The sequence below is a fragment of the Arthrobacter castelli DSM 16402 genome, from assembly GCF_000430705.1.
Classification (GTDB): Bacteria; Actinomycetota; Actinomycetes; order Actinomycetales; family Micrococcaceae; genus Arthrobacter_C; species Arthrobacter_C castelli.
Genome location: NZ_AUMN01000032.1, coordinates 22222 through 43450 on the forward strand (window position 1 = coordinate 22222; position 21229 = coordinate 43450).

At 59.4% G+C, this 21229-nt stretch carries 16 protein-coding genes; 11 read left to right on the forward strand and 5 right to left on the reverse strand.

All coding sequences use genetic code 11. From position 1 onward, the window contains the following. Nucleotides 1-240: 240 nt before the first annotated feature. Nucleotides 241-1989 (reverse strand): ABC transporter family substrate-binding protein, encoded by a 1749-nt coding sequence (locus H535_RS0120415; RefSeq protein ID WP_026821003.1) that lies wholly within the window; start codon nucleotides 1987-1989, stop codon nucleotides 241-243. Nucleotides 1990-2120: 131 nt separating this feature from the next. On the opposite strand from H535_RS0120415, the gene H535_RS0120420 reads away from it, so the two are divergent. The 7 genes from H535_RS0120420 to H535_RS0120450 all read left to right on the forward strand — a co-directional run bounded on the left by H535_RS0120420 (nucleotide 2121) and on the right by H535_RS0120450 (nucleotide 11030). Then, on the forward strand, nucleotides 2121-3044 hold the full coding sequence (locus H535_RS0120420; protein ID WP_026821004.1) for a LysR family transcriptional regulator: 924 nt from the start codon (nucleotides 2121-2123) through the stop codon (nucleotides 3042-3044). 57 nt (nucleotides 3045-3101) lie between these two features. After that, nucleotides 3102-4001, forward strand: a complete 900-nt coding sequence (locus H535_RS0120425) for a carbon-nitrogen hydrolase family protein (protein WP_026821005.1) — start codon at nucleotides 3102-3104, stop codon at nucleotides 3999-4001. 321 nt (nucleotides 4002-4322) lie between these two features. Then, nucleotides 4323-5264 carry an ABC transporter permease gene (locus H535_RS0120430; RefSeq protein ID WP_245580402.1) on the forward strand — a complete coding sequence of 314 codons (942 nt, stop codon included), beginning with the start codon at nucleotides 4323-4325 and terminating at the stop codon, nucleotides 5262-5264. Nucleotides 5265-5277: 13 nt separating this feature from the next. Continuing rightward, on the forward strand, nucleotides 5278-6204 hold the full coding sequence (locus H535_RS0120435) for an ABC transporter permease (protein WP_026821007.1): 927 nt from the start codon (nucleotides 5278-5280) through the stop codon (nucleotides 6202-6204). Beyond that, on the forward strand, nucleotides 6201-8306 hold the full coding sequence (locus tag H535_RS0120440) for an ABC transporter ATP-binding protein (RefSeq protein ID WP_051299609.1): 2106 nt from the start codon (nucleotides 6201-6203) through the stop codon (nucleotides 8304-8306). The genes H535_RS0120435 and H535_RS0120440 overlap by 4 nt, the downstream gene beginning before the upstream one ends. Before the next feature lie 323 nt (nucleotides 8307-8629). Then, complete coding sequence (locus H535_RS0120445; RefSeq protein WP_026821009.1) at nucleotides 8630-10381, forward strand: ABC transporter family substrate-binding protein; 1752 nt, start codon at nucleotides 8630-8632, stop codon at nucleotides 10379-10381. A gap of 391 nt (nucleotides 10382-10772) precedes the next feature. Then, nucleotides 10773-11030, forward strand: a complete 258-nt coding sequence (locus H535_RS0120450; protein WP_026821010.1) for a hypothetical protein — start codon at nucleotides 10773-10775, stop codon at nucleotides 11028-11030. A 429-nt stretch (nucleotides 11031-11459) separates the two neighbouring features. Here the strand turns inward: H535_RS0120450 and H535_RS0120460 are convergent, their stop codons facing one another. Both H535_RS0120460 and H535_RS0120465 read right to left on the reverse strand, forming a co-directional pair. Next, nucleotides 11460-13790 (reverse strand): arylsulfatase, encoded by a 2331-nt coding sequence (locus H535_RS0120460; RefSeq protein WP_026821011.1) that lies wholly within the window; start codon nucleotides 13788-13790, stop codon nucleotides 11460-11462. Between the two features lie 2 nt (nucleotides 13791-13792). Then, nucleotides 13793-15142, reverse strand: coding sequence for an aminotransferase class I/II-fold pyridoxal phosphate-dependent enzyme (locus tag H535_RS0120465; protein ID WP_051299612.1), 1350 nt, complete (start codon nucleotides 15140-15142; stop codon nucleotides 13793-13795). Nucleotides 15143-15394: 252 nt separating this feature from the next. On the opposite strand from H535_RS0120465, the gene H535_RS0120470 reads away from it, so the two are divergent. The 3 genes from H535_RS0120470 to H535_RS0120480 all read left to right on the forward strand — a co-directional run bounded on the left by H535_RS0120470 (nucleotide 15395) and on the right by H535_RS0120480 (nucleotide 18833). Next, on the forward strand, nucleotides 15395-16897 hold the full coding sequence (locus tag H535_RS0120470) for a sulfatase-like hydrolase/transferase (protein WP_081416857.1): 1503 nt from the start codon (nucleotides 15395-15397) through the stop codon (nucleotides 16895-16897). 203 nt (nucleotides 16898-17100) lie between these two features. After that, entirely contained in the window at nucleotides 17101-18012 is a 912-nt protein-coding gene (locus H535_RS0120475) for a glycoside hydrolase family 172 protein (RefSeq protein ID WP_245580404.1), read from the forward strand. Nucleotides 18013-18026: 14 nt separating this feature from the next. After that, a complete protein-coding gene (locus H535_RS0120480) occupies nucleotides 18027-18833 on the forward strand; it encodes a serine hydrolase (protein ID WP_026821015.1) in 807 nt (268 codons plus the stop codon). Here H535_RS0120480 and H535_RS0120485 read toward each other — a convergent pair. Beyond that, a complete protein-coding gene (locus tag H535_RS0120485) occupies nucleotides 18830-20146 on the reverse strand; it encodes a M20/M25/M40 family metallo-hydrolase (protein ID WP_026821016.1) in 1317 nt (438 codons plus the stop codon). The two genes, H535_RS0120480 and H535_RS0120485, sit on opposite strands and share 4 nt — an antisense overlap. 206 nt (nucleotides 20147-20352) lie before the next feature. Then, nucleotides 20353-20745, reverse strand: a complete 393-nt coding sequence (locus H535_RS0120490) for a DUF6573 family protein (protein WP_026821017.1) — start codon at nucleotides 20743-20745, stop codon at nucleotides 20353-20355. Between the two features lie 291 nt (nucleotides 20746-21036). Here H535_RS0120490 and H535_RS29710 point away from each other — a divergent pair. Then, nucleotides 21037-21229: hypothetical protein (locus H535_RS29710; protein ID WP_211236651.1), on the forward strand; the 193-nt coding region annotated here is incomplete at its 3' end.

Here is a 21229-nt window from a genome sequence, read left to right on the forward strand (position 1 = left end):
CTCCAGGCTGCATCATGCCTCCAGTAGTAGGAAAAGAAGTCCTGCCGATGGATTGATTTGTTTCCACACCGTGCTCCACAGCTCTGTTACTTGTGATCTGGTCAGTTCTGCACTGTCGTGCAGAACCGAAAGCAGAGTTTGAACTCGTCCGATGTTTGGTAATCAAACGTACCGGGGACCCGGCCCGGTGTCCTGAGCACCGGGCCGGGTCACCATACGTCGCAGGTTGTGGGGATTGGCTTAGCTTTCCTTCTCCCAGCCAATGTTTTCGGCGGGTACGGTTTTGAACCCTGCGGGGCCGTAGTTGGCCAGCCCCGTCTTTACTGCGACCATGTCTGGTCCGGTGTACCAGGGGAAAACGCCGTAGTTGTGCAATGCTGCCGATTCGGCTTCCTTGGACGTTGCTTTTGCCTTCTGCACGTCGCTGATGGTGGAGATCTTTTTGAGCTGTTGATCAAGTTCCTTATGGACCATGTTGGTGTAGTATGTCCCTTCGTCTCCGCCGCAGTAGATCTGGCACGCGGAGTCTGAATAGGCGTTGGGTGCACCGCCGAAACCCCAGACCATGGAGAGCATGTCATAGGTTCCTTCAGAGGCGGTTGTGGCGAATTCGCTGCCTGGGCGGTTGTCAATCACCAATTTGACACCGATGGCTTTCATCATCTGCTGGTAGGCACGTGCCACGGCAGCGTTGAGCTGTGAGTCGGTGAAGTCGACGTACTGGAACGTGGCCCGCTCACCGTTTTTAGTGCGGATGCCATCTTCGCCTTTGACCCAGCCGGCCTCTTCCAGAGTTTGTCGGGCTGCTTCGGCGTCGTAGTGCAGATCAGCGATCAGGTCTTCGTAACCGTCCTGGAACGGGCGCCACAGTAGAGAGCCGGGCGGTTCTTCTTCCCAGTCGAGGCCACGGGACATAATCTGAGCGAGTTGCCTGCGGTCGGTGCCAAGCATGACAGCCTTACGGGCCATGGGATCGGAGAAGAAACCCTCCTCCTGTTCCTGCATCATGAAAGTGCGGGTGCCGGTTCCGATTCCGCGGCGAATCATTGCTTCGTCGCCCATGCCGCGCACCTGCTCAAGCCGATCCGCCGAACCTACCTCGGTCGCATCGACCTCTCCGTTGACGAAGGCGTTGATACTCGCACTGGGTTCCATGACTGTGTAGGAAATTCGGTCCAGTTTTGGTTCGGCTCCCCACCAGTTGGGGTTGGGCACCATCACGATCCGGCCGGCGGTCTTGTCGTATTTCTTTACCGTATAGGGGCCGGCAAGCATTTCTGTGGGGATCTGGTCCACCCAGCCCTTGTTGAAGACCTGCGGGTCCGCATTGTCGGGGTGCAGCAGCCGGCCAAAGAGTGAGGTGTAGGGGTAGAACGGCTTATCGAAGGTCACCACGACGTGTTTGGGATTATCGCCTTGTTCGACGCTCTCAATGTTGCTGTAGCCGTCCGTGCTGTATGGCTGGAATTTCTCGTTCTCGCCATTCATGGCGGTCCAGGTGGCTTCGAATGCGGTCCAGTCAATCGGCGTGCCGTCGTTCCACACCGCGTCGGGATTGATCTCATACTCCACCACCATCGGATCTTTGCTGGTGACTTCGGCTGAGAGCAGGTACTCCTCGTTAGGAGTGATCTTGCCACCGACGGTGACATCCCAGATCTGCGGGCCGATTTTGTGCATCAGTTCCCCGTTGGAAATGGTATTGCCATTGACGTGGGCGTTGTTGAACTGCGGTCCGAGGCTGCCGATGGGCAACTGCAACTTTCCACCATCCTGGATGCTCTCCCGATCGGTGGGGTTGTTATATGCCTGATCGGCCTCCGGCAGCGGTAGTTCACCTTGATATGAGGCCGGCACGCCTTCGGCCGGCTGGGTCTCCATAGTGCTGCCGCCGCCAGCGGTGTTGCTTGTCGCGTCACCCCCGCTGCATCCGGCAAGGGCAAGCATCGATGCCAGAGCGATGCCCAAAGTCTTCCTGGTTGATCTCATCGGTTTCCTCTCAGTCCGCGCATCCTCAGCGAATGTGAACGAACTCACGGTACGGGTGCTTTCCACATTGAGGGGTGTCTGCTCCAACGTCCAATACCGATGAGTGTCGAATGCTATAACGTATAGTCATAATGGAACTGCGCATCCTTGACTACTTCTTAGCTGTAGCTGAATTGGGCACGGTAAGTGCTGCCGCTTCCCGCTGCTATGTGAGCCAGCCGGCCATCTCCCGCCAACTCGCGGCACTGGAGCAGGACTTGAGTGTACAGCTGTTTGATCGGACGAATACCGGGCTGCGGCTCAATGCTGCTGGTCAGCAGTTTTATCCGATCGCCCGAGACATTCGGCGCCGCCTTGATCGTGGTACGGATCTGATGCGCTCATTGGAGTCGGGGTCACTTGGATTGGTCGTGGCCTGCCCGTTGACCACAATGGAGTACGTCATCGCACCTTTTATCGCTTCGGGGCCGTCATCAATCGCCGACGTGCAGGCGTTCAGCCCTGTTTCGGTCTATGAGCAGTTGGAGCACGGTTCGGCTGATTTTGCCGTGGGGACCACCCGCCCGCCGGCCCGATTTTTCAGTGAGCCCCTGATCGACTCAGAACTGATGTTGCAATTCCGACCAGGACACCCCCGGTTTGCGGCAGGCGGGAGGGTCGAATTGGCGCAACTTGAGGACGATGAACTGCTCATTCCAGGGGCGGGCAGCGCGATTGGGCAGGTGGTGTCTGCCGCTGAGGTCGAACACGAACTGTCTTTACGGCATCGAAGAACGGTCAGTTCCGCAACGGTTGCACAGTCACATGCCGCTTCGGGGACAGGGACGGCCATCGTCGTTGAGCCGCCCCTGTTTGGGCTTGAAGCAGCTCATTTGTGTGTCAATGGCCGGCAACTTGTCATCCGGTTATATGCTGCCTGGGAGGCTGAGCATTACGCGGCGTCGGAGATTTCCGCGGTGGTGGCTAAGCTGAGGCATTGGGCTGAGAGTGGGCCCACCAATATGGAACTCGACGTACCCTCGCTGCTGTTGACAGCCGATCACTTTTCTCACTAAGTTTTCGTTCCGTCCACTGTGACTCATCACACCCCTCCGGAATGAGGTAGCTGCACCATGACAAGGCCACTCCCGCTCGCGCTCGTCCAGGCGCCCGCCCATCCGGCAAATGACCTCGCGTCATTTGCTTCCCGCCTCGAACAGCTGACCCGCTTTTATGCAACTACGCAACTGTTCGTCTACCCGGAAATGCACCTGTGCGGAGCCGGCGTGGTCGACTCCAGTGAAGCTGAGCCCGGGAAGGAGTTGGCGGCAGAGCCGATCGACGGACCGCGTGACGATTTTCTTGCCGGGTTGGCAGGGGATTTGAAGATATGGCTGGCACCGGGAAGCTTTTATGAACGCGGCGATGACGGCCGCCTCTACAACACGGCCGCAGTGTATTCGCCCGCGGGCCAACGAGTTGCCGCTTATCGTAAAGTCTTCCCGTGGCGTCCGATCGAGACGCTAACTCCGGGGGCAGACTTTGTCGTCTTTGACATGGATGACATCGGCCGGGTGGGACTTTCCATCTGCTACGACGCCTGGTTTCCCGAGAGCAGCCGGCACCTGGCATGGATGGGTGCCGAGTTGATCCTCAATTTCGTTCAGACCCCGACGGCGGACCGCCCTCAAGAACTGACGCTGGCGCGTGCCAACGCCATTGTGAATCAGGTCTACGTGGCAAGCGTGAATGCGGCCGCACCACAGGGTGTGGGCCAAAGTCTGTTGGTGGATCCGCAGGGGCGAGCGATGGCCGTGGCCCCTGGTGCCGAGTCGACGGTTTTGACCGATGTGATCGACCTGGATGAAGTCGCCAATGTACGGGAGTTCGGCACGGCAGGCGTTTCCCGTCCATGGCAGCAGTTCAGCCCCGATGACGAACCTGTCGAGTTGCCGCTCTACTCCGGCCGGATCAACCCCGCAGCTTGGCAAGTCGGCGCAGAATCCGAGGCCGGCAGGGAACTTCCAGCGTGACTCGAGACACGCATCCGCCCCGTGGTCAGCACTTGCTGACTTCGTTACTGTCCAGTCTCTGACCACACAAAGTATCGATTGACATGGATCACAGTGGTGTATAACGTCTGTCACTACAAAACGGGCATACGATCCAAGGCACCCAAGGCACTCGGTGACACCGCAACCGGTGCCACTTACTGAGCGCCGCCAACCAGGGACAACACGAGGCTCGAGAGGGATACATCCCGTGCAACAACTTCGGCAAAGGGTCATTCATACGATCTTCGGCGAACGCATATGCTGAAATTTTCACTTTTCAGGACGATCAACTATGCATTGATGCTGTTCATCGCAACCAGCTTGGCATATTTCATGGCGTCGGCGTTCCTCAACCCGCGGAGCAACTACGTCAACCAGAATCCCACACCTCCGCCGGAAGCCATAGATGCAGCCCTGAGCGCCGCCAACATGAACGACAAAACCCCACTTCTGGAGCGATACTGGACCTGGCTGCAAAATGTGGTGTTGAGCTGGAATTGGGGACTGAGCCCGGAGGGTGCCTCGATCAACGGCGAGATGGCCCGCCGGATGCTCGTCAGCACACAACTGGTCTTTCTGGCCACCTTCCTCAGCATTATCATCGGTGTGGGATTGGGAATCTGGGCGGCAATCCATCATTACAAGCTGCGGGACCGGATAATTAACGTTTTTAGCGTTGCTTCCATGGTGATGCCGGTGTTTGTCCTAGCGCTGCTCATCGTCTTGGTCGCTGTCAGCTTCAATGACACCATTGGCATCACCGCTTTCTACGTCACAGGCTTGAGCGAGTCGGGCGTCAACGGGTTCTTCCCCTCGCTGCTCGATTGGCTGCGGCACATCACCCTGCCCACCATCGCGATGACGGGTGCCGGCTGGTACTTCTATCACCAAACGCAACGGACTTACCTGCTGGACACGATGAATGCTGACTATGTGCGCACCGCCCGGGCCAAGGGGCTGGAAAAGTCCAAGGCCATCCGCCGCCATGCCCTGCGGCCGTCGCTGATTCCGACGGCGACCGGCGTTGCCTTCAGCATCACCACCATTTTCACCGGCGCGGTGTTCATTGAGCAGATCTTCGCCATCCCCGGACTCGGACAGTATTTCATTCAGACCATCAATCAAAACAACGTCAATGGCGCCGTCGCAGTGGCTGCCTTCGGCGGGGCGTGCACCCTCGCCGGCGCTTTGCTGGCTGACATTGTCATTGCGTGGCTGGACCCGCGGATCCGGATCAATTAGAGCAGGTGACATTATGACGAACACGAGCACAGCGTCGACGCCGGTCATTGAGCAGGACGCTCGAACCAAACAGCGGCCGATGTCCAAGCGGCGGCTCGTTCTGCGTCGTTTTATACGCAATGTGCCGGCCGATATTGGCGTAGTGATCTTCACGCTCCTGGTGCTGCTGGCAGTATTCGGTCCATACATCAGTCCCTGGGAGTATGACGAGCTGGACTTTATGTCGCTCACAGAGCCGCCCAGCGCGGAACACTGGCTCGGCACGGATGTGGCCGGGGCCGACATGTTTGCCCTGGCCGTCCGCGGACTCGGCAAGTCGCTGATGATCGGGGTCATCGCCTCGTTGGGTACCTCCGTCATTGCCGCGATCGTCGGTACTTCTATTGCTTACTTCAGGGGATGGGTGGAGCGGGTCGGCATGTGGCTGATCGATATGCTTCTGGCGATTCCGAGCTTCCTGCTGTTGGCCATGATCGTCAGTGCGTTCGGCAGCGGCGCCAATGGCTGGTTGGCTCTGACCTTCGCCCTGATGATCTTCGGCTGGTTCGGTTACGCCAGGGTGTTGCGCTCGATGACACTGTCCCTGCGGGAGCGCGAATATGTTCAAGCAGCCAAATACATGGGTGTACCCTCAGCCAAGGTCATCACCCGGCACCTCATCCCGAATCTGGGTTCCATCCTGATTATTCAGTTCGTGCTCGGCGTAGTGGTCTCAGTGCTGGCCGAAACCGGTCTGTCGTTCCTGGGCTTTGGCATCCAACCCCCTGACACTTCACTCGGGGTGCTCATTCAGGAGGGGTCAGGCACTCTTTTGACCGCCCCGTGGATGCTCCTTGTACCGATGGCCCTGCTGGTGGCTCTAACCTTCAGCATGACGTTGATCGGCGACGGTCTGCGGGACGCCCTGGATCCCACTTCACAATCTGGAGGCAAAGCATGAGCAGCATTATTACCGCCGATTCCGCAGTGAACGACAGGGCGCCCGACCACCCCGCAGCTCTTAGCGTGCGGGATCTGACAGTTACCTTCCCCAGCGAGAGTGGGCTGGTACATGCGGTGCGTGAGGTATCTTTCGACATCAAACCCGGCCAGACCCTTGGGATCGTAGGCGAGTCCGGTTCCGGAAAATCGGTCACGTCCACCGCTGTCATGGGTTTGCTGGACGAAGCCGCGAAAGTCTCCGGGTCGATCCGCCTCAACAACCGTGAACTCGTGGGTCTCACCGATGCCCGGATGTCGAAGGTCCGGGGCAATGAGATCGGAATGATCTTTCAGGATCCCCTTTCGGCGCTGACTCCGGTCTTTAGTATTGGGGAGCAGCTTGGCGAGGCCCTGGCGATCCATCAGGACCTGTCGCGCGCGCAGATACGAAAACGCTCCATCGAATTATTGGCGCTGGTAGGGATTCCGAACGCCGAGTCGCGGCTGAAATCGTATCCTCACGAATTTTCCGGCGGTATGAGGCAAAGGGTGATGATTGCCATTGCCATCGCCAACGACCCGGACGTGATCATCGCAGATGAGCCCACCACGGCACTTGACGTCACTATTCAGGCTCAAGTACTGGATGTGCTCAAGGTCGCTCAACGGGAAACCGGTGCGGCCGTCATCATGATTACCCACGACCTTGGGGTCGTCGCCGGGATGGCTGACGAAGTACTGGTAATGTACGCTGGCCGGCCGGTGGAACAGGGGACGGTGGACGACATCTTCTACCGCCCTCAAATGCCCTACACCATGGGACTGCTCGGGGCGGTTCCCCGACCCCATGAGACCGATTCCGCCCGGCTTGTGCCGGTGCAAGGCAACCCTCCTTCGATGGTGGACCTGCCACCCGGCTGCCCCTTCGCCCCGCGCTGTCCGCTGGTGGAAGACCGGTGCCGTGAAGCCGAACCCCCGCTGACCGGTACATCGGCCGACGACAAACACCTGGTAGCCTGTGTACGCTCCGAGGAAATCGTACAACGGGAACTGAGCTACAAGGATATCTATCCAGTCCCGGAAACGCTTCCGTCGATCCTGGCGGACACGCAGCGCCTGGAACGGGATCCCATACTCGAAGTCAGAAACCTGAAGCGGCATTTCCCACTGACCAGCGGACGGTTCCTCCGGCGCCGCACCGGCACAGTGCGGGCCGTCGACGGCGTAACCTTCGATATCCACCAAGGCGAAACTCTGGCGCTGGTGGGCGAATCAGGCTGCGGCAAGACAACCACCTTGCATTCGATCATGGAACTGATGCCGCCGGAGGCAGGCAGCATCCAGGTGATGGGCAAGGACGTGCAAGAGCTTAAGAGTCGCAGGGAAAGGCTGCAGATCCGCAATGACCTGCAGATCGTCTTCCAGGACCCTGTTGCGTCCCTGGACCCCCGGATGACCGTGTACGAGATTCTTGCCGAGCCACTGGCCACCCAGGGGCGGAAGAAGGAGCAGGTCTCAGCACGCGTCGATGAATTGATGGAGCTGGTCGGGTTGGAATCCGGTCATGCTGACCGTTTTCCGCAGCATTTCTCGGGCGGGCAGCGGCAGCGCATCGGGATCGCGCGGGCGTTGGCAGTCGAGCCGAAGCTCGTGGTGCTGGATGAGCCCGTCTCAGCCCTGGACGTGTCAATTCAAGCCGGCATCATTAACCTGCTCGAAGATCTGCAAGCCGGGTTGGGTGTTTCCTTCCTCTTCGTTGCCCATGACCTCTCGGTAGTGCGGCACCTGACCAATCGTATTGCCGTGATGTACCTGGGACAGGTCATTGAGCTCGGCGAGGTTGAGCAGGTGTTCAACCATCCGACCCACCCCTACACCCACGCACTGCTCTCCGCAGCGCCGATTCCGGACCCCGAGGTGGAGCGAAACCGGGAGCGGGTGATGCTCAGCGGAGACCTTCCCAGTCCGAGTGAACCGAATGTGGGGTGCCCGTTCACCAGCCGCTGCCCGAAATACCGCGATGTGCTCGCAGACGAGGACCGGAAGCAGTGCGATGAGGTGGAACCACAGCTGGTCGGTACCGAAGCCGAACACAGACAGGCATGTCACTACCCCTTGTAGAGCCCAATATCAGCGCAAACAGCAACGAAGCCTGAACGAGTTTCAACCCCGCGCCGGCCCGGTAACTTTGGGGTGCCGGGCCGCAGGACGTAGGGCTGGCTGCCTTTTTCCACCCCCTCGACAAATCGCTCATAACAATCAGGTAACAGGACTATGAAGTGTGTGATTTGTAACACTGCGCTGCTGCCCGGAGCCGCGATCTCAATTCGACTATCGCTGGCAAATAGACCACACAAAGTAGTTATTGACACGGGGCAAACTGGTATATAGCGTCCGACACTAAGACTTTCGCCGGAGGGGACAACGAGAGAGGTAGCGGTCAGATGAAAATCACTCGGAGGATTGTCGGCGTCGTGATGGCGTCGGCACTTGCCCTTACCGGCTGTAGCGGCGGTGAGGCTACGAATACCGGACCCACGGGCGAAGCGATCAAAGAGCAGCCGCCGGACGGCGTGCCTGCCTCGTATCAAGGTAAGCTTCCGATGCCGGAAGCGGGCGAGGCCTACAATAATCCCACTGACCGGGAAGACATTCGGGACGGAGGAGAACTTCGGCTGGCAATCGGTGACCTTGGCCCACAATTCAACGTCAATCACGTGGCCGGCAACACCGTCTACACTGGTACGCTGATGAATTACCTGGCTCCGCAGCCATGGATGTTGACCGTTGACGGGAAACCGTCTCTCAACGAGGACTACCTGCTCTCAGCCGAAGTCACCAGCGAAGAACCTATGGTGGTTGAGTATGAGATCAATCCGAATGCGGTGTGGAACGACGGCACGCCGATTGATTGGACCGCGTTCGAAGCCACCTGGACCGCCATGAATGGCGAGAACGAGAAATTCCAGCCATACAGCACGGACGGCTACAGCAATATTGAGAGCGTCGAACAGGGCGAAACCCCCAAGCACGTGGTTGTGACCTTCGAGACCCCGTTCTATCCATTTGAATCGCTCTTCAGCAATTCCCGGCTGCTGCACCCCGACAACGCGGATCCCAAGGTATTCAATGAGGCCTGGGTGGAAGAGATCCCGACCGATATGCTCTCCGGCCCGTATATTGTGAAGAACTACAACAAAACCAGCGAGACCATCACCCTGGTTCCCAACCCCAACTGGTGGGGGGACCCACCGAAGCTGGACCGAATTACCTTCACCGTGATGGACCCGTCCGCCAGCATCAACGCATTCGTCAACGGAGAACTGGATTCCACGAGCGTCGCTACGGCCGACCGGCTGGAACAAGTGCAAGGAATGGACCCCGGCGAAGCGATGATTCGCCGTGGAATCAATACCAATACCAATGTCTATGTACTGCGTAAAAAGGATGAGGGTTTTTTTGCTGATGATGCGGCGCGCAAGGCGGTATTTCTCGGCACCAACCGCCAGCAACTGTCCGAGATTGAGTTCCGAGGGCTCGACTGGGAGGAAGAGCCACCTGGCTCCGTGTTAATGCGTCCATTCCAGGCCGGCTACGAAGACAATATTGCAGACTTGCACTTCGACCCGAAAGCGGCGAAACAGACCCTGGAGGAGGCTGGCTGGGTCGAAGGCGAGGACGGCATCCGCACCAAAGAGGGCGAACGAGCCACCTTTGATCTCGTCAACTTCGGTGACTCTGCTTTGACTGCTGCCCTGGCTCGTGCCCAACAGCAGATGATGAAAGAGATCGGTATCGATATGGTTATTGACAATCGGCCGGGTACCGAATTCAGCACTACGCTTTCCGAAGGCAGGTACGACATGCTTTCCATGTACTGGGCCTTTGGGGGCGCTCCTTTCGGATACGCGGACTCTGCTTGCCAACTCTATTGCTCAGACAGCGCCAGTAACTATCCGGGCGTGGGAAATGAAGAGCTCGATAAGGAGCTGAAAGCGATCTCGACCATCAAGGATCCGGAAAAAGCAAAAGCGGCTGCAAACGAAGCTGAGTCGGAGGCGTTACATCTGTTTGGCACCTTCCCACGGTCCACCGGACCGCTCATGACCGCAGTGCGAACCGGTCTGGCCAACTGGGGCCCCGCGGGATTTTTGACTGTTCCTGCCGAAGACATTGGCTGGGAGAAGGAAAGCTAAGAGCTTCATCACTCCCTGTCGGAAGGCCAGGAATGTTGGGCGCAGCGGGTCATCGGTGCAGTTCACCCACGCCGCGACCCGCGCTTGTACCGGCGTGAGAACGTCACTGTAATGTAGCCCTAATCCCCCTTCTGCAGCGCATTTCATATCTTCGCTTGACGGCGGTCTCGTGGAAGATGGTAATAACTCCGAACGGTGAGTGATGGTTTGTCACAGCAGGAGCGGCAGCAGAGACCGTCCGTCGATGCCGTCCAGGGCACCGATCGCGGCGACGTCGCAGAATTGGGAATAGATCGAGCATGCTGGCGAAAGCGTTCGTCTGCACCGACCCGGGCCACCGCGTGATTAGCGGCGTCATTATGCTATGCGTAGATAGCAGTTGGCTTTCGCAATGGGGAACGACATGCCATTGTCGGCGGACTTGGGGCTCCTCTCGCACGGTCAGCACGCCGTCGGCGCAACGCCGCGAGGAATTGAGGTATTCGGCATACTCGAGCCGTATGTCTTCGAGGAACCCTGGAGAATCGACTTCGTCTTCGGGCCCCGATTCCCGGGATGGAGCGGGAATTTCGGCCCGCAAGGCTGCACGAAACTCCTCCTGTTCCTGCTCACTGCCGTGGAATCGGTGGTGCGTGTCATGGTGCATTGACCATGAAGAACCAAGGCGCGCCCGGGGTTGGCGCTTCCCGAAAAAAGCCAGTGCCGCATCCTTGTATCGTTGAGCGTCGCGGCCCAGTCTGAGCTCCGCGCATGTCACGGCGGAAGGTCCAGTTGAACCGCTCAACGGGTTGGTGCTGTAACCGCGCAGCTTGAGAAGCTCCGTCAGCACCGGCACATCATCCCGGTTGATCCGAAGCACCCAGCTTCATTCCGATGCGGCCATCTGCAGGTCATGATGGCCGATCTGCCCGGTTGGCATACTCTGTGGCGCCCACATGTGTACGCCGGAAGTCATTCCTTCGGCAGCCAATTGGTCGCCCGTATCATCGGCCGTGAGGACCAGAATATTCACTGGTGAGAGCGCTCGTTCCACTCTTCTTGCTGATCATTCATCCGTTTGTGCCCTTAATCGAAGCCATTAGTCGTATATGCGTGCCAGCTCTTGCTCAACCTGCACTATTTGCTCAGCGTTGTAGAATGCCTTCGTCCCGGGAAGGTAGCGAACGGTCTGCAAGGCACCGGTGTAGGCGAAGCTGCCGTGGCGCTCGTGGAGATTCCAGTCCACCGGGCTGCCGCGGTCTACGCCTATGCTTATTCCGGTGAAGGGAGCCATGCCCACCAACTGCAGCACCGCCTTCAGCTCGCCGATGGGAGCGCCGTCCAACTCTGCGACTACGCGCCACTTGACCTCAGGAAGCGCATTAAACTGTAGAAGCACCGACCGCTGACCAGGTGTAAGGCTGCTGGAAAACCGATGCATGACACCGTACTGGTTATAGGCGAAGCAGACACAGCCGTGCTCAACGTATAACGCGTAACCGCCACCCTGATCGCCGTGCGAGACCAAGACGCCGGCGTCCCCCTCGAACCAGGAAAAGTCAATGGCAACGTCAAACGAGCGAAGCTTGGTCAGCTTGGCTGACCGGAAGCGCTCCAAAGTGGGAGTTCCTGGGTACAAGGTCACCGGCTCCTCCAGCACCAGTTCAGTGGAGGGCCGGTTCCGGGAAAGCGAGCCGTCGTCGTTCAACGGGAAGACGGTATTGCGCCACGCGGCTGCCCGCCACTTCTCGGCCAGCTCGGCCGTCTTATCCGGATGGTCCGCGGCGCGGTCGTGGGTCTCCGCCGGGTCCTTACCCAGATGGTAAAGCTGCCACTCGAGATCGGAAAATTCCGTACCCGGGCGGTGCTGGGTCACGATCTTCCATGGGCCGGCCACGTATGCGCGGTGGCCAGCATACTCGCTGTACTGCTCCCGATGGCTGGCGGAGGAACCGGACTCGCGGAGCGAGGCGTCGAAAGACACTCCATCGACGGCCGGCGCCATGTGCCCGTGCCGTTCAGGCAAGGCGGTGACGTCGGCCAGCTTTAGCAGGGTGGGGCCCAAGTCGGTCATATACGCATAGTGCTCCCGGACCCCGTCATCGTTATCGGCCCGTGGTAGACCGGCCGGCCAGGAAACCATCAGCGGCACCCGAACGCCGCCTTCGAAAGTGTGGAACTTAAAGAGCCGGAACGGGGTATTGGAAGCGTAGGCCCAGCCACGGGGGTAGTGCACAAATGCGCGTGGCCCACCGATATCGTCAGGGTCCCGGGCTACATCCCGCTGCCAGTCCCCAGGGATCCCGGCAAGGCTGACAAACTGGCTGAAGTAGCTGCGGGTGCCCCCGGGGCCGCCTTCCCCAGTGCCACCGTTATCCGAGGTGAAGGCAATAATGGTGTTCTCATACTCCCCGCTCGCCTTGAGGTGCTCGATCAGCCGTCCGAGATTCTGGTCCACGTTATCGACAGCGGCCGCATAAACTTCCATGTACCGGGCGAAGAGCTGCTGCTGTTTATTGGTCAGGCTTTCCCAGGCTGGCACCCCTACGTCGGCGTCTTGGGTATTGTCCGCCGGCACTGTTCCGGGGGGAAAGAGCTTGTTCTGCAACTGTCGCGCGAAGCGCTGAGCGCGGATGGAATCCCAGCCCTCTTTGTAGCGTCCCCGGTACTTCTTCAGGTCGTCAGTTTTGGCCTGCAGCGGACCGTGCACTGCCTGATGTGCGAAGTACAAAAAGAACGGCTTTTCGGGTTCGCTGGCGCGCAATCCCTTCATCATCCGCAGGGCCTGATCCGTTAGATCATCGGTCAGGTAATAGTCCGGCGGAAATTCGTTCACAACCAGTGCCGTGTTGTCGCGTATGAGCCGGTGCGGATGGAACAGGGTAGTAAAGCCGTCCATCGAGCCGTAATAGCTGTCAAAACCGCGTTGCAGTGGCCACGAGCTTTTGTCTGCCCCGTCGTGGAGTTGTGACTCCTTGGTCAGATGCCACTTGCCCACCATGAAGGTGGTGTAACCGCCGGCGCGGAAGGACTCAGCGATGGTGGGCACGTTCTCGGCAATTTCCATGCTATAACCCGGGTAGCCAGGATCACTGTGCGCAACGTTGCCAAAGCCGGCCCGGTGAGGGTTGAGTCCGGTGAGCAGTGCGGCCCGAGCCGGCGAACAGACCGGTGCGCTGTGAAAGTTGGTCAGGCAGTAGCCAGCATCCGCCAGGGCCTGCGCATGTGGGGTATCGATCTCGCTGCCATAGGGGGAGACATCGCTGAAACCCATGTCGTCCAGCAGCACGACGATCACGTTCGGGGCGCCGGAGGCTGCTCGGCGCTCCGGTGGCCACGACGGTGTCGATTCCGAGGCTAATTCACGGGCAATGCCCCGAAAATTTTCATAACCTCGGCTCGCCTGGTTGCTGTCTCTGACCGAATCCACCGTCAGCGGCCGCCGACCCACCCGCCGGCGCGGGAGGCTTGTGCGATCATCTCGGCCAGTTCGGTGTGCGAATGGGCCACCGCTCCAACTGTCACCCGGATGTGTCCGGGGGAGTCAGCCAGAACTGTGAACGGGGCCCCGGGCGTAACGCCTATCCCTTGACTGGCCAGTCGAACAATGGCGGCAGACTCATCGGCGACCGGAACCCAAATGTTAATGCCGTCATTTCCTCCCACTTCGACGCCCCGTTCGGCCAGTGCTGTGATGACCGACTGCCGACGGCGTTGGTATTCCTCGCGGGCGTGCGCCACCTGGGCGACGGGCTCCTCTTCGATCAACAGGCCAAGCAGGATCCGTTGGAGGAACCGGCTGCTCCAACCCTGGCCGAGCTGGCGGCGCGAGACGATCGCATCGATTACCGTCTCTGGTCCGCTCATCGCGGCCAGACGCAAATCTGGACCGTGAGATTTCGAGAAGCTGCGTATATGCAGTGTCTGCTGAGGGATCCAGGAACCAAGGCTGATCGCTTCGGTTACGGCGACTGAGCCGGCCGAGTCGTCCTCTATGACTGTTGAGCCAGCAGCGCGGATGATGTCTGCCAGCTTTTGGGCCCGCGTGGTCGTGAGTGACACCCCGGTGGGGTTGTGTGCCCGAGGTTGTACCAGTACGGCTGCGGCCGATACGGAGAGGGCCTCCGCCAGCGGTCCAGGCAGCATGCCCTGATCATCAAGGGGGACCCCGACAACGTCGGCTCCCGCTGCCTCCAACTGATCGAGCAACAGCGGAAAGGTGGGATGTTCGACGACGACGCGGTCGCCGAAGCGCACCATGGCGCGACTGACCATCTCGATGGCGTCCATCGCACCGTCGACGATCGTGAACTGTTCGGCTGGATACGGCCAGTCCTGCCGAAGGAGTGCAAGTAATTCCGGCACTACCGGTTCGTCTAAATATCCCCCGGGGGTGGCAGCCGTGGTTAGCGTTTGCAGGGCCGTCGACAGATCCGGCAGCAGCGAGGGATCGGGCACACCGGTAGACAAATCCTGTGTGAAAAAACTGTGCCGATCCATGGCCTTCCGGTATCGCGCCGAACCGGGATGGATCTCTGCAATAGTGGTCCCGCGTCGACCATCGGTCTGGATCGCTCCGGACCTGGCCAATAGCGACCAGCCGGCACTAATGGTGGTGGGCGACAGCCTGAGTTCTGCGGCTACTGATCGAATCGGGGGCAGCTTCATGCCCGGTTTCAAGGTACCTTCACGTATTGCCCGGCTGACCGCGTTGGCTACGCCTCGAGCCGTCGGCTCTTCCGGTGACCATCCCAGTGTGGTCGCGGTCGTCACTTCACTCATCATTGTAATGTAACAATAGGGATATTGTATTGGCAATTATTGGCACTTATGATCTTTTGTGTGGTCATGTCCAGCACATGGCTTAATAAAGAAAATCCAGACAGTGCCTGCGGGCAACCAAGCAGAGGCGATAATCGGCCGGGAGAAGTCATAGCGCCCGCTGACAGGAAGCCGCTCCATGCCTCCGGCCTTCAAATGAGCTGACGGCACGGGCGTTCAGCGGCCGGAGCGGCAGGACCACCAAAGGAACCGATGACGCAACCAAACATACTAGTGATTTGCAGCGATGAGCATCATCCGTTGATGTCCGGCTACCGCCGGCACCCCTACGTCGAGACACCCAATCTTGACGCGTTAGCGGACGCCGGCACGTACTTCACCAACGCATACTGCAACTCTCCGGTGTGCGTGCCGTCCCGAATGAGCTTCATGACTGGTAAATATGCGCACGAGGTGGGCAGTTGGTTCTTGTACATTCCGCTGGAGCGAAGCGAGACGACTTGGTCGCGAAGGCTGCGGGAAGCCGGCATTCCTTCCACCATGCTGGGCAAACTCGATATGTGCGGCGACTACCAGGATGCCGGTTTTAACGAGCATAAGATTCTCGAATACCGGCCGGCCTGGACCGAGTATCCCCGGCAGACACCGTTCGCGCCTCGTTTGGAGGGTTATGTTCGACCGGACAAGCTGGCACACATCAAAAATTCCGGTATTCGTCAGCCGCACCTAACTGATGGCCGAACCGGCCATGACGATCGGGATGGCTTCTGGGACCATGACCGCATTGTGATGGACTGGGCAGTCGACTATCTACGGGAAAAGGGAAAAGCCGGCGGTGAAGAGCCATGGGCGCTGTACGTCGGATTGCTGTATCCGCATTGGCCATACTGCGTACCCGAGGAGTATTTCGATCAGTACTACCCCGACGAGGTCGAGATGCCGTTCGATGCTTCGTTCCCCAATGAGAACCTGCACCCGGCGTTGCGGCATTTCCAGCGTGCCCAAGGTACCGATGGCATCACGGAGGAGGATGTTCGGCGGACGGTAGCCGCCTATTACGGCATGGTTACCGCAATGGACGCGATGATTGGCCGCATCATTGATGAGCTGAAGGCGCAAGGCCTGTACGACAACACCTACATCATCTACACCTCCGACCACGGCGAGAGTCTTGGCGAGCACGGGTTATTCTATAAACAGTGTTCCTACGAGGGCTCCGTCGGTATCCCATTGATCGTCAGTGGGCCGGAGTTGCCGGCCGGGCAGGTGCGCGATGAACCAGTGTCGCTGGTGGACCTCTACCCAACCGTGTTGGGTATGGCCGGCCTGGATGTCGAGCCTGACCGGCGGGGAACAAGCTGGCTGTCGTTGATCCGGGACGAGGCCACGGCTCGCCCCGAGTGGGTGTTCTCCGAACACCACGGCAACTTCTTCAAGGACAGCTGGTACATGATCCGGCTCCGAGACTATAAGTACACCTATTACTGCAATGAGCGTCCCACTCTTTACAATATCCACCAAGATCCGCAGGAGCTGCAGGATCTGGCAGGCGAAGCCCGATACATACCGGTGCTGGCAGAATGCGAGACGGCTCTGCGTTCAGTGCTGGATCCGGAAGCCGTCGCGCTACGAGCCAAATGCGACCTTGGATTAATCGGGCCGGATGGCGAGGACTACACCATCTTCCTCACCGTTGAAGACCTGCGGAAAGGACGAAACGACGGGCGCTTCAAGCCAGAACCGGAACTGCGCTAACCGCAACGACTACACCACCATCAGAGACGGGATAAGCACGCCACATGGCAACAGGACAAAAGCAAGTGCAGCAAGAATACGGAGATTTTGGCTCGAGTTTGAGAGACTTACCCCGGTTGCGAAGTTCCCGCCGGCGCAGGGAATCCAGCTGGGACCGCACCGGAGGTAATCGGGACCGGCTCCAAGTGGCTCCCGGAGCAACCGTGCAGCTCGCAGACATCAGCGGGCCCGGCTCAGTGCAGCACATCTGGACAACTGTTGCACCGGTGGCCGGATCACCGGACAGGGAGCCGGACTACCTGCGCAAACTCTGGTTAAAAGTCACGTGGGACGACGAACCGTCCGCCAGCGTGCTCGCTCCGCTGTCGGACTTCTTCGGCATGGGTCACGGGCGGACAGTGAACTTCATCTCCGTGCCCCTGCAAATGAGCCCGGAGGACGGGCAGGGGCTGAACTGCTTCTTCCACATGCCCTTTGCCCAGCGCGCGAGGTTTGAATTGATCAGCGAGCTGACCGAGACCGAGGTTTACTTCTACTACTACATTGACTGGGAAGAACTTGATGCTCTCAACGCCGAGCTTGGCTACTTCCATGCGCAATACCGGGAGCAGACTTTCACCCCCGCTGACCAAGGTGATGAGACCAATCATCAGTTCCAAACGACCGGCACCAATCTGGATGGCCGGAATAATTACACGATTCTTGAGGCCCGTGGTCGCGGGCACTATGTCGGGTGTATGTTGTCGATCAAGAACCTGCGCGAGACTGATGAATGGAACTGGTATGGCGAGGGTGATGACATGATCTTCATCGATGGCGAGCCGTTTCCTCCAAGCCTGCACGGCACCGGAACCGAGGACTACTTCAACACGGCGTGGTGCCCTACCCAGTCCTATGCCGCGCCGTATCACGGCCTGACTCTACCCGGGGGAGAGAACTGGAGTGGGGAGATTTCGATGTACCGGTTCCATGTCGAGGACCCAGTGACCTTCAGTACCGAAATCAGGGTGAGCATTGAACACGGGCACGCCAACAAGCGTGGAGACGCATACTCGTCTGTGGCGTATTGGTACCAGACACTGCCCCACCTGCCGTTTGCCCCCAACCGTCTCTAGGCTGGAAGGAATCCATGCCAGTCCTCTCTGACTACAGCGACGGAGTTCCCGCCATTTCCTATTGTCTGTTGGATCCTGCCGGCAACATACTGGCGTCGCGGAACGCAGGGACGGGCTTTTATGCAGCCAGCACCATGAAACTCGCCGTCCTGGTGGCCGCGGTACAGGAAGTGGAACGAGGCGGCCTCCGCCTGGACCAGCAGTTGATTTCCCAGGACACCTTCACCAGCGCGATCGGCGGCGCCGGTGATTTCGCTTTCGATCCGGAGGAGGCAGATCCGGGAATGCCCCCGCCCGGAGCGAAAGTCAGCCTGAACGAGGTGCTGCGTCGCATGATCACCGTCTCGTCGAACGAGGCGACCAACATGGTGGTGGAACTGGTCGGTCTGGACTCAATCAACGCTGCGCTGCGAAACTGCGGAGCGTCAGATTCCAAAATGGAACGGCTGATTGGGGACTTGCCGGCCCGCGGAGCCGGCCGCACCTGCGATGTCACCGCACGTGATCTCACCGCTGTCCTTCATTCCATAATCACCGGAGCGGCAGCAGGACCTGTTGGAACTGAACTGATGTTGGAGCTACTGCGGGCGCAACAGATCGGCATTATCGGTCCAGCGTTTCCGCCAGGCACGGAATGGGGAAGCAAATCCGGCTGGGTGGACGGCATCCGGCACGATGTGGCATTCTTTCAGCCTGCCAACGGCAGCGCCGTCGGCAGCTATGTGCTTGCGGTCTGTACCCGCGCTTACCAGCAGGACGAAGCCGACGAGGCCATTCAGAGCATTGCCGCACTCAGCGCTGACGTCCTGCTCGTCGACTAAACAGCGGTGAGAAAGTCGTGCAGGATCCGCTGCCCGGTCCGTACGAAACTCACCGGAATTCGCTCGTCGATGCCATGTACTCCCTGGTATGTCCGTCCCTCGGGATCGGCCCCGTGGGGGACGAAGCCGTAGCACTGGATTCCTAAGGGGGCAAACGCCTTGGCATCCGTTCCGCCGCCCAGACAATGTGGAACGACGACAGCTTCCGGGTCGTGCCGCAGTAGAGCATCCCGTATCGCAGCGAACCACTGTGAGTCAACTGGAGACTCCAGGGGCGGCTGATGGGAGAGGAAGACGCGGGACACCTTTTCGCCGAGTAATTGGTCGATGGTCGCCAGCGTTTCCGCTTCGCTGTCAGGCACGCAGCGCACATCAACTTCGGCTTCAGCAACACTTGGAATGACGTTGACCTTGTAGCCGGCTTTAAGCACTGTCGGGGTGGCAGAGCAGCGAATGGTCGCCCTGGCCACCTCGCCGGCTTCACCGATATGCTCCACAGCAGCATCGACTCCGGCCTCGGTACTAAGGTCAACTGAGTACCCCAGGGCCTCGTTGCTCTGCTCCAAATAGCTCTGCACTGTTTTCGACAAGGCGAGCGGCCAATTATGGTTGCTGATCCGCTGCAGCGCGTCCAGCAAATGCTTGACCGGATTATCTTCATTCGGCCGGGAGCCATGGCCTGAGGTGCCGGTTGCGCGCAGCTGTATGTGTGCGGTGCCGCGCTCTCCAGTGGCCACCGGATACAGGCGCACGGTTGAACCATCTGCCGCTTCCAACAGTGTCGCCGTGCCACCGGATTCACCGATGGCTGCTTCTACGCCTTCGAAGAGTTCCGGATGCTTTTCGGCCAGCCACACGGCACCGTAGTCACCTTTGTCTTCTTCGTCGGCGACGAAGGCGAAGACGACATTGCGCTGGGGCCGGACACCGGCGGCGGCCCAGTTTAGCAGAGTGGCCAAAGACATAGCGACCATGTCTTTCATATCCGCGGCACCACGGCCGTTAATGTAGCCGTCTTCAATTGTGCCAGCAAACGGGTCGGCACTCCATTGGTCCGGTTCAGCCGGAACCACGTCGAGGTGGCCGTGCACCAGCAGGCCGGGCAGATCCGGGTTTGTGCCTGGTACCCGGAGCATGACCGAGGCCCGTTCGTAGGTGGGACCGAGGACGGTCGGCTGATATCCGGCCTCAATCAGCAGCCCGGCGATGTACTCGACAATACCCCGTTCCCCCTGGCTGCTGCCCCCGCCGTAGTTCGTGGTATCGAAACGAATCAGCCGGGAACACAACTGAGCAGCATCGGTATACGGCATCACACGCCTCCTTGGTCTTGACTCCACCTCACCCGAAAAAGTGTAGCGGGACTGTGTGAATAACGGTGTATCCGGCCCAACACGAAGAGCGACAAATCCGAGGCCGAGACTGCCCGTGAGTTGGTCAAAATGGCCAAGGAACAGTTCCTGTCCCGGTCTTGCCTATCTATTGGCCGGGGGGGGACAGGACCGGGGTTTGTTTGGGGTTAGTCCTCGTCGGGGAGGGTGATGGTTAGTACCGGCTCGGAGTGGTCACCGGGGCAGAGCTGGAGGATGAGGTCGAGGGGTTCTGGTTCCTCTGCTGCGGGGTGGTTGGGGATCCGATAGACGGTGAAGGCGCATTGCGTTCCTTGCTCGCGGTTCCGGCTCTTGGCGCGGGCTGCATGGTGGGCGGTGGTGAGTACGTCCCACAGTCGGCCGGTTTCGTCCTGGAGGCCGCTCTGCCCTTCGTCCCAGGCGATGGCCTCGTACCAGGTGCCGGCAGTAACGGCGACGGGCATGCGGAAGCCGGACTCCACCGCGGCCGCGCTGACATCTACGAGCTGTCCATCCGCGATGGCTTGCTCGCGGGTGTAGGTGTGAATGTAGTTCCGTTCCATGGCGTTTCGTTGTCCTTTCTTATCCGTTCCCTCGCGGTCGCCGGGAGAGCGGCCGCGAGGGAACGGAGCGGGGGTGGTTCTTAGCGGTGGGCCTGAGAAGTGGGCTGGTGCTTTCCCATCCAGTGGTGAATCACGGCACGGATCGCGGCTCTTTTGGCTGCCTCTGCGGCAGTGGAGTAGGAGCCCGGCTGGAAACCTTCACGCTATATAAAACAACGCAAGCAGGGCTAGGTAAAAAAGGGTGGGGTGTGGGGACACCTGAGAAGGGGGTGGGGGTGTTGTTGTTTCGGTGTGTCTGTATTTCCTTCTTTATTTCTGGAAAGAAATAAAGAAGGGTTTGAATTTGGCGGTGGCACGTGGGGCAAGGCAGAGCAACGCGTTAAAAGCTCCTTGCCAATGAACGCCAACAAGGGGATCGCGCCGCCCGTCAGCCCGGCCACAAGGGCCCGGCCACCGACAGGCAGCGCGACAGCGTCTGCCACCG

Coding starts and splice junctions, on each gene's coding strand:
- H535_RS0120425 (WP_026821005.1), top strand. CDS start 3,102: ATGACAAGGCCACTCCCGCTCGCGCTCGTCCAGGCGCCCGCCCATCCG.
- H535_RS0120435 (WP_026821007.1), top strand. CDS start 5,278: ATGACGAACACGAGCACAGCGTCGACGCCGGTCATTGAGCAGGACGCT.
- H535_RS0120450 (WP_026821010.1), top strand. CDS start 10,773: ATGGGGAACGACATGCCATTGTCGGCGGACTTGGGGCTCCTCTCGCAC.
- H535_RS0120420 (WP_026821004.1), top strand. CDS start 2,121: ATGGAACTGCGCATCCTTGACTACTTCTTAGCTGTAGCTGAATTGGGC.
- H535_RS0120480 (WP_026821015.1), top strand. CDS start 18,027: ATGCCAGTCCTCTCTGACTACAGCGACGGAGTTCCCGCCATTTCCTAT.
- H535_RS0120490 (WP_026821017.1), bottom strand. CDS start 20,745: ATGGAACGGAACTACATTCACACCTACACCCGCGAGCAAGCCATCGCG.
- H535_RS0120470 (WP_081416857.1), top strand. CDS start 15,395: ATGACGCAACCAAACATACTAGTGATTTGCAGCGATGAGCATCATCCG.
- H535_RS0120485 (WP_026821016.1), bottom strand. CDS start 20,146: ATGCCGTATACCGATGCTGCTCAGTTGTGTTCCCGGCTGATTCGTTTC.
- H535_RS0120440 (WP_051299609.1), top strand. CDS start 6,201: ATGAGCAGCATTATTACCGCCGATTCCGCAGTGAACGACAGGGCGCCC.
- H535_RS0120445 (WP_026821009.1), top strand. CDS start 8,630: ATGAAAATCACTCGGAGGATTGTCGGCGTCGTGATGGCGTCGGCACTT.
- H535_RS0120430 (WP_245580402.1), top strand. CDS start 4,323: ATGCTGTTCATCGCAACCAGCTTGGCATATTTCATGGCGTCGGCGTTC.
- H535_RS0120465 (WP_051299612.1), bottom strand. CDS start 15,142: ATGAGTGAAGTGACGACCGCGACCACACTGGGATGGTCACCGGAAGAG.
- H535_RS0120415 (WP_026821003.1), bottom strand. CDS start 1,989: ATGAGATCAACCAGGAAGACTTTGGGCATCGCTCTGGCATCGATGCTT.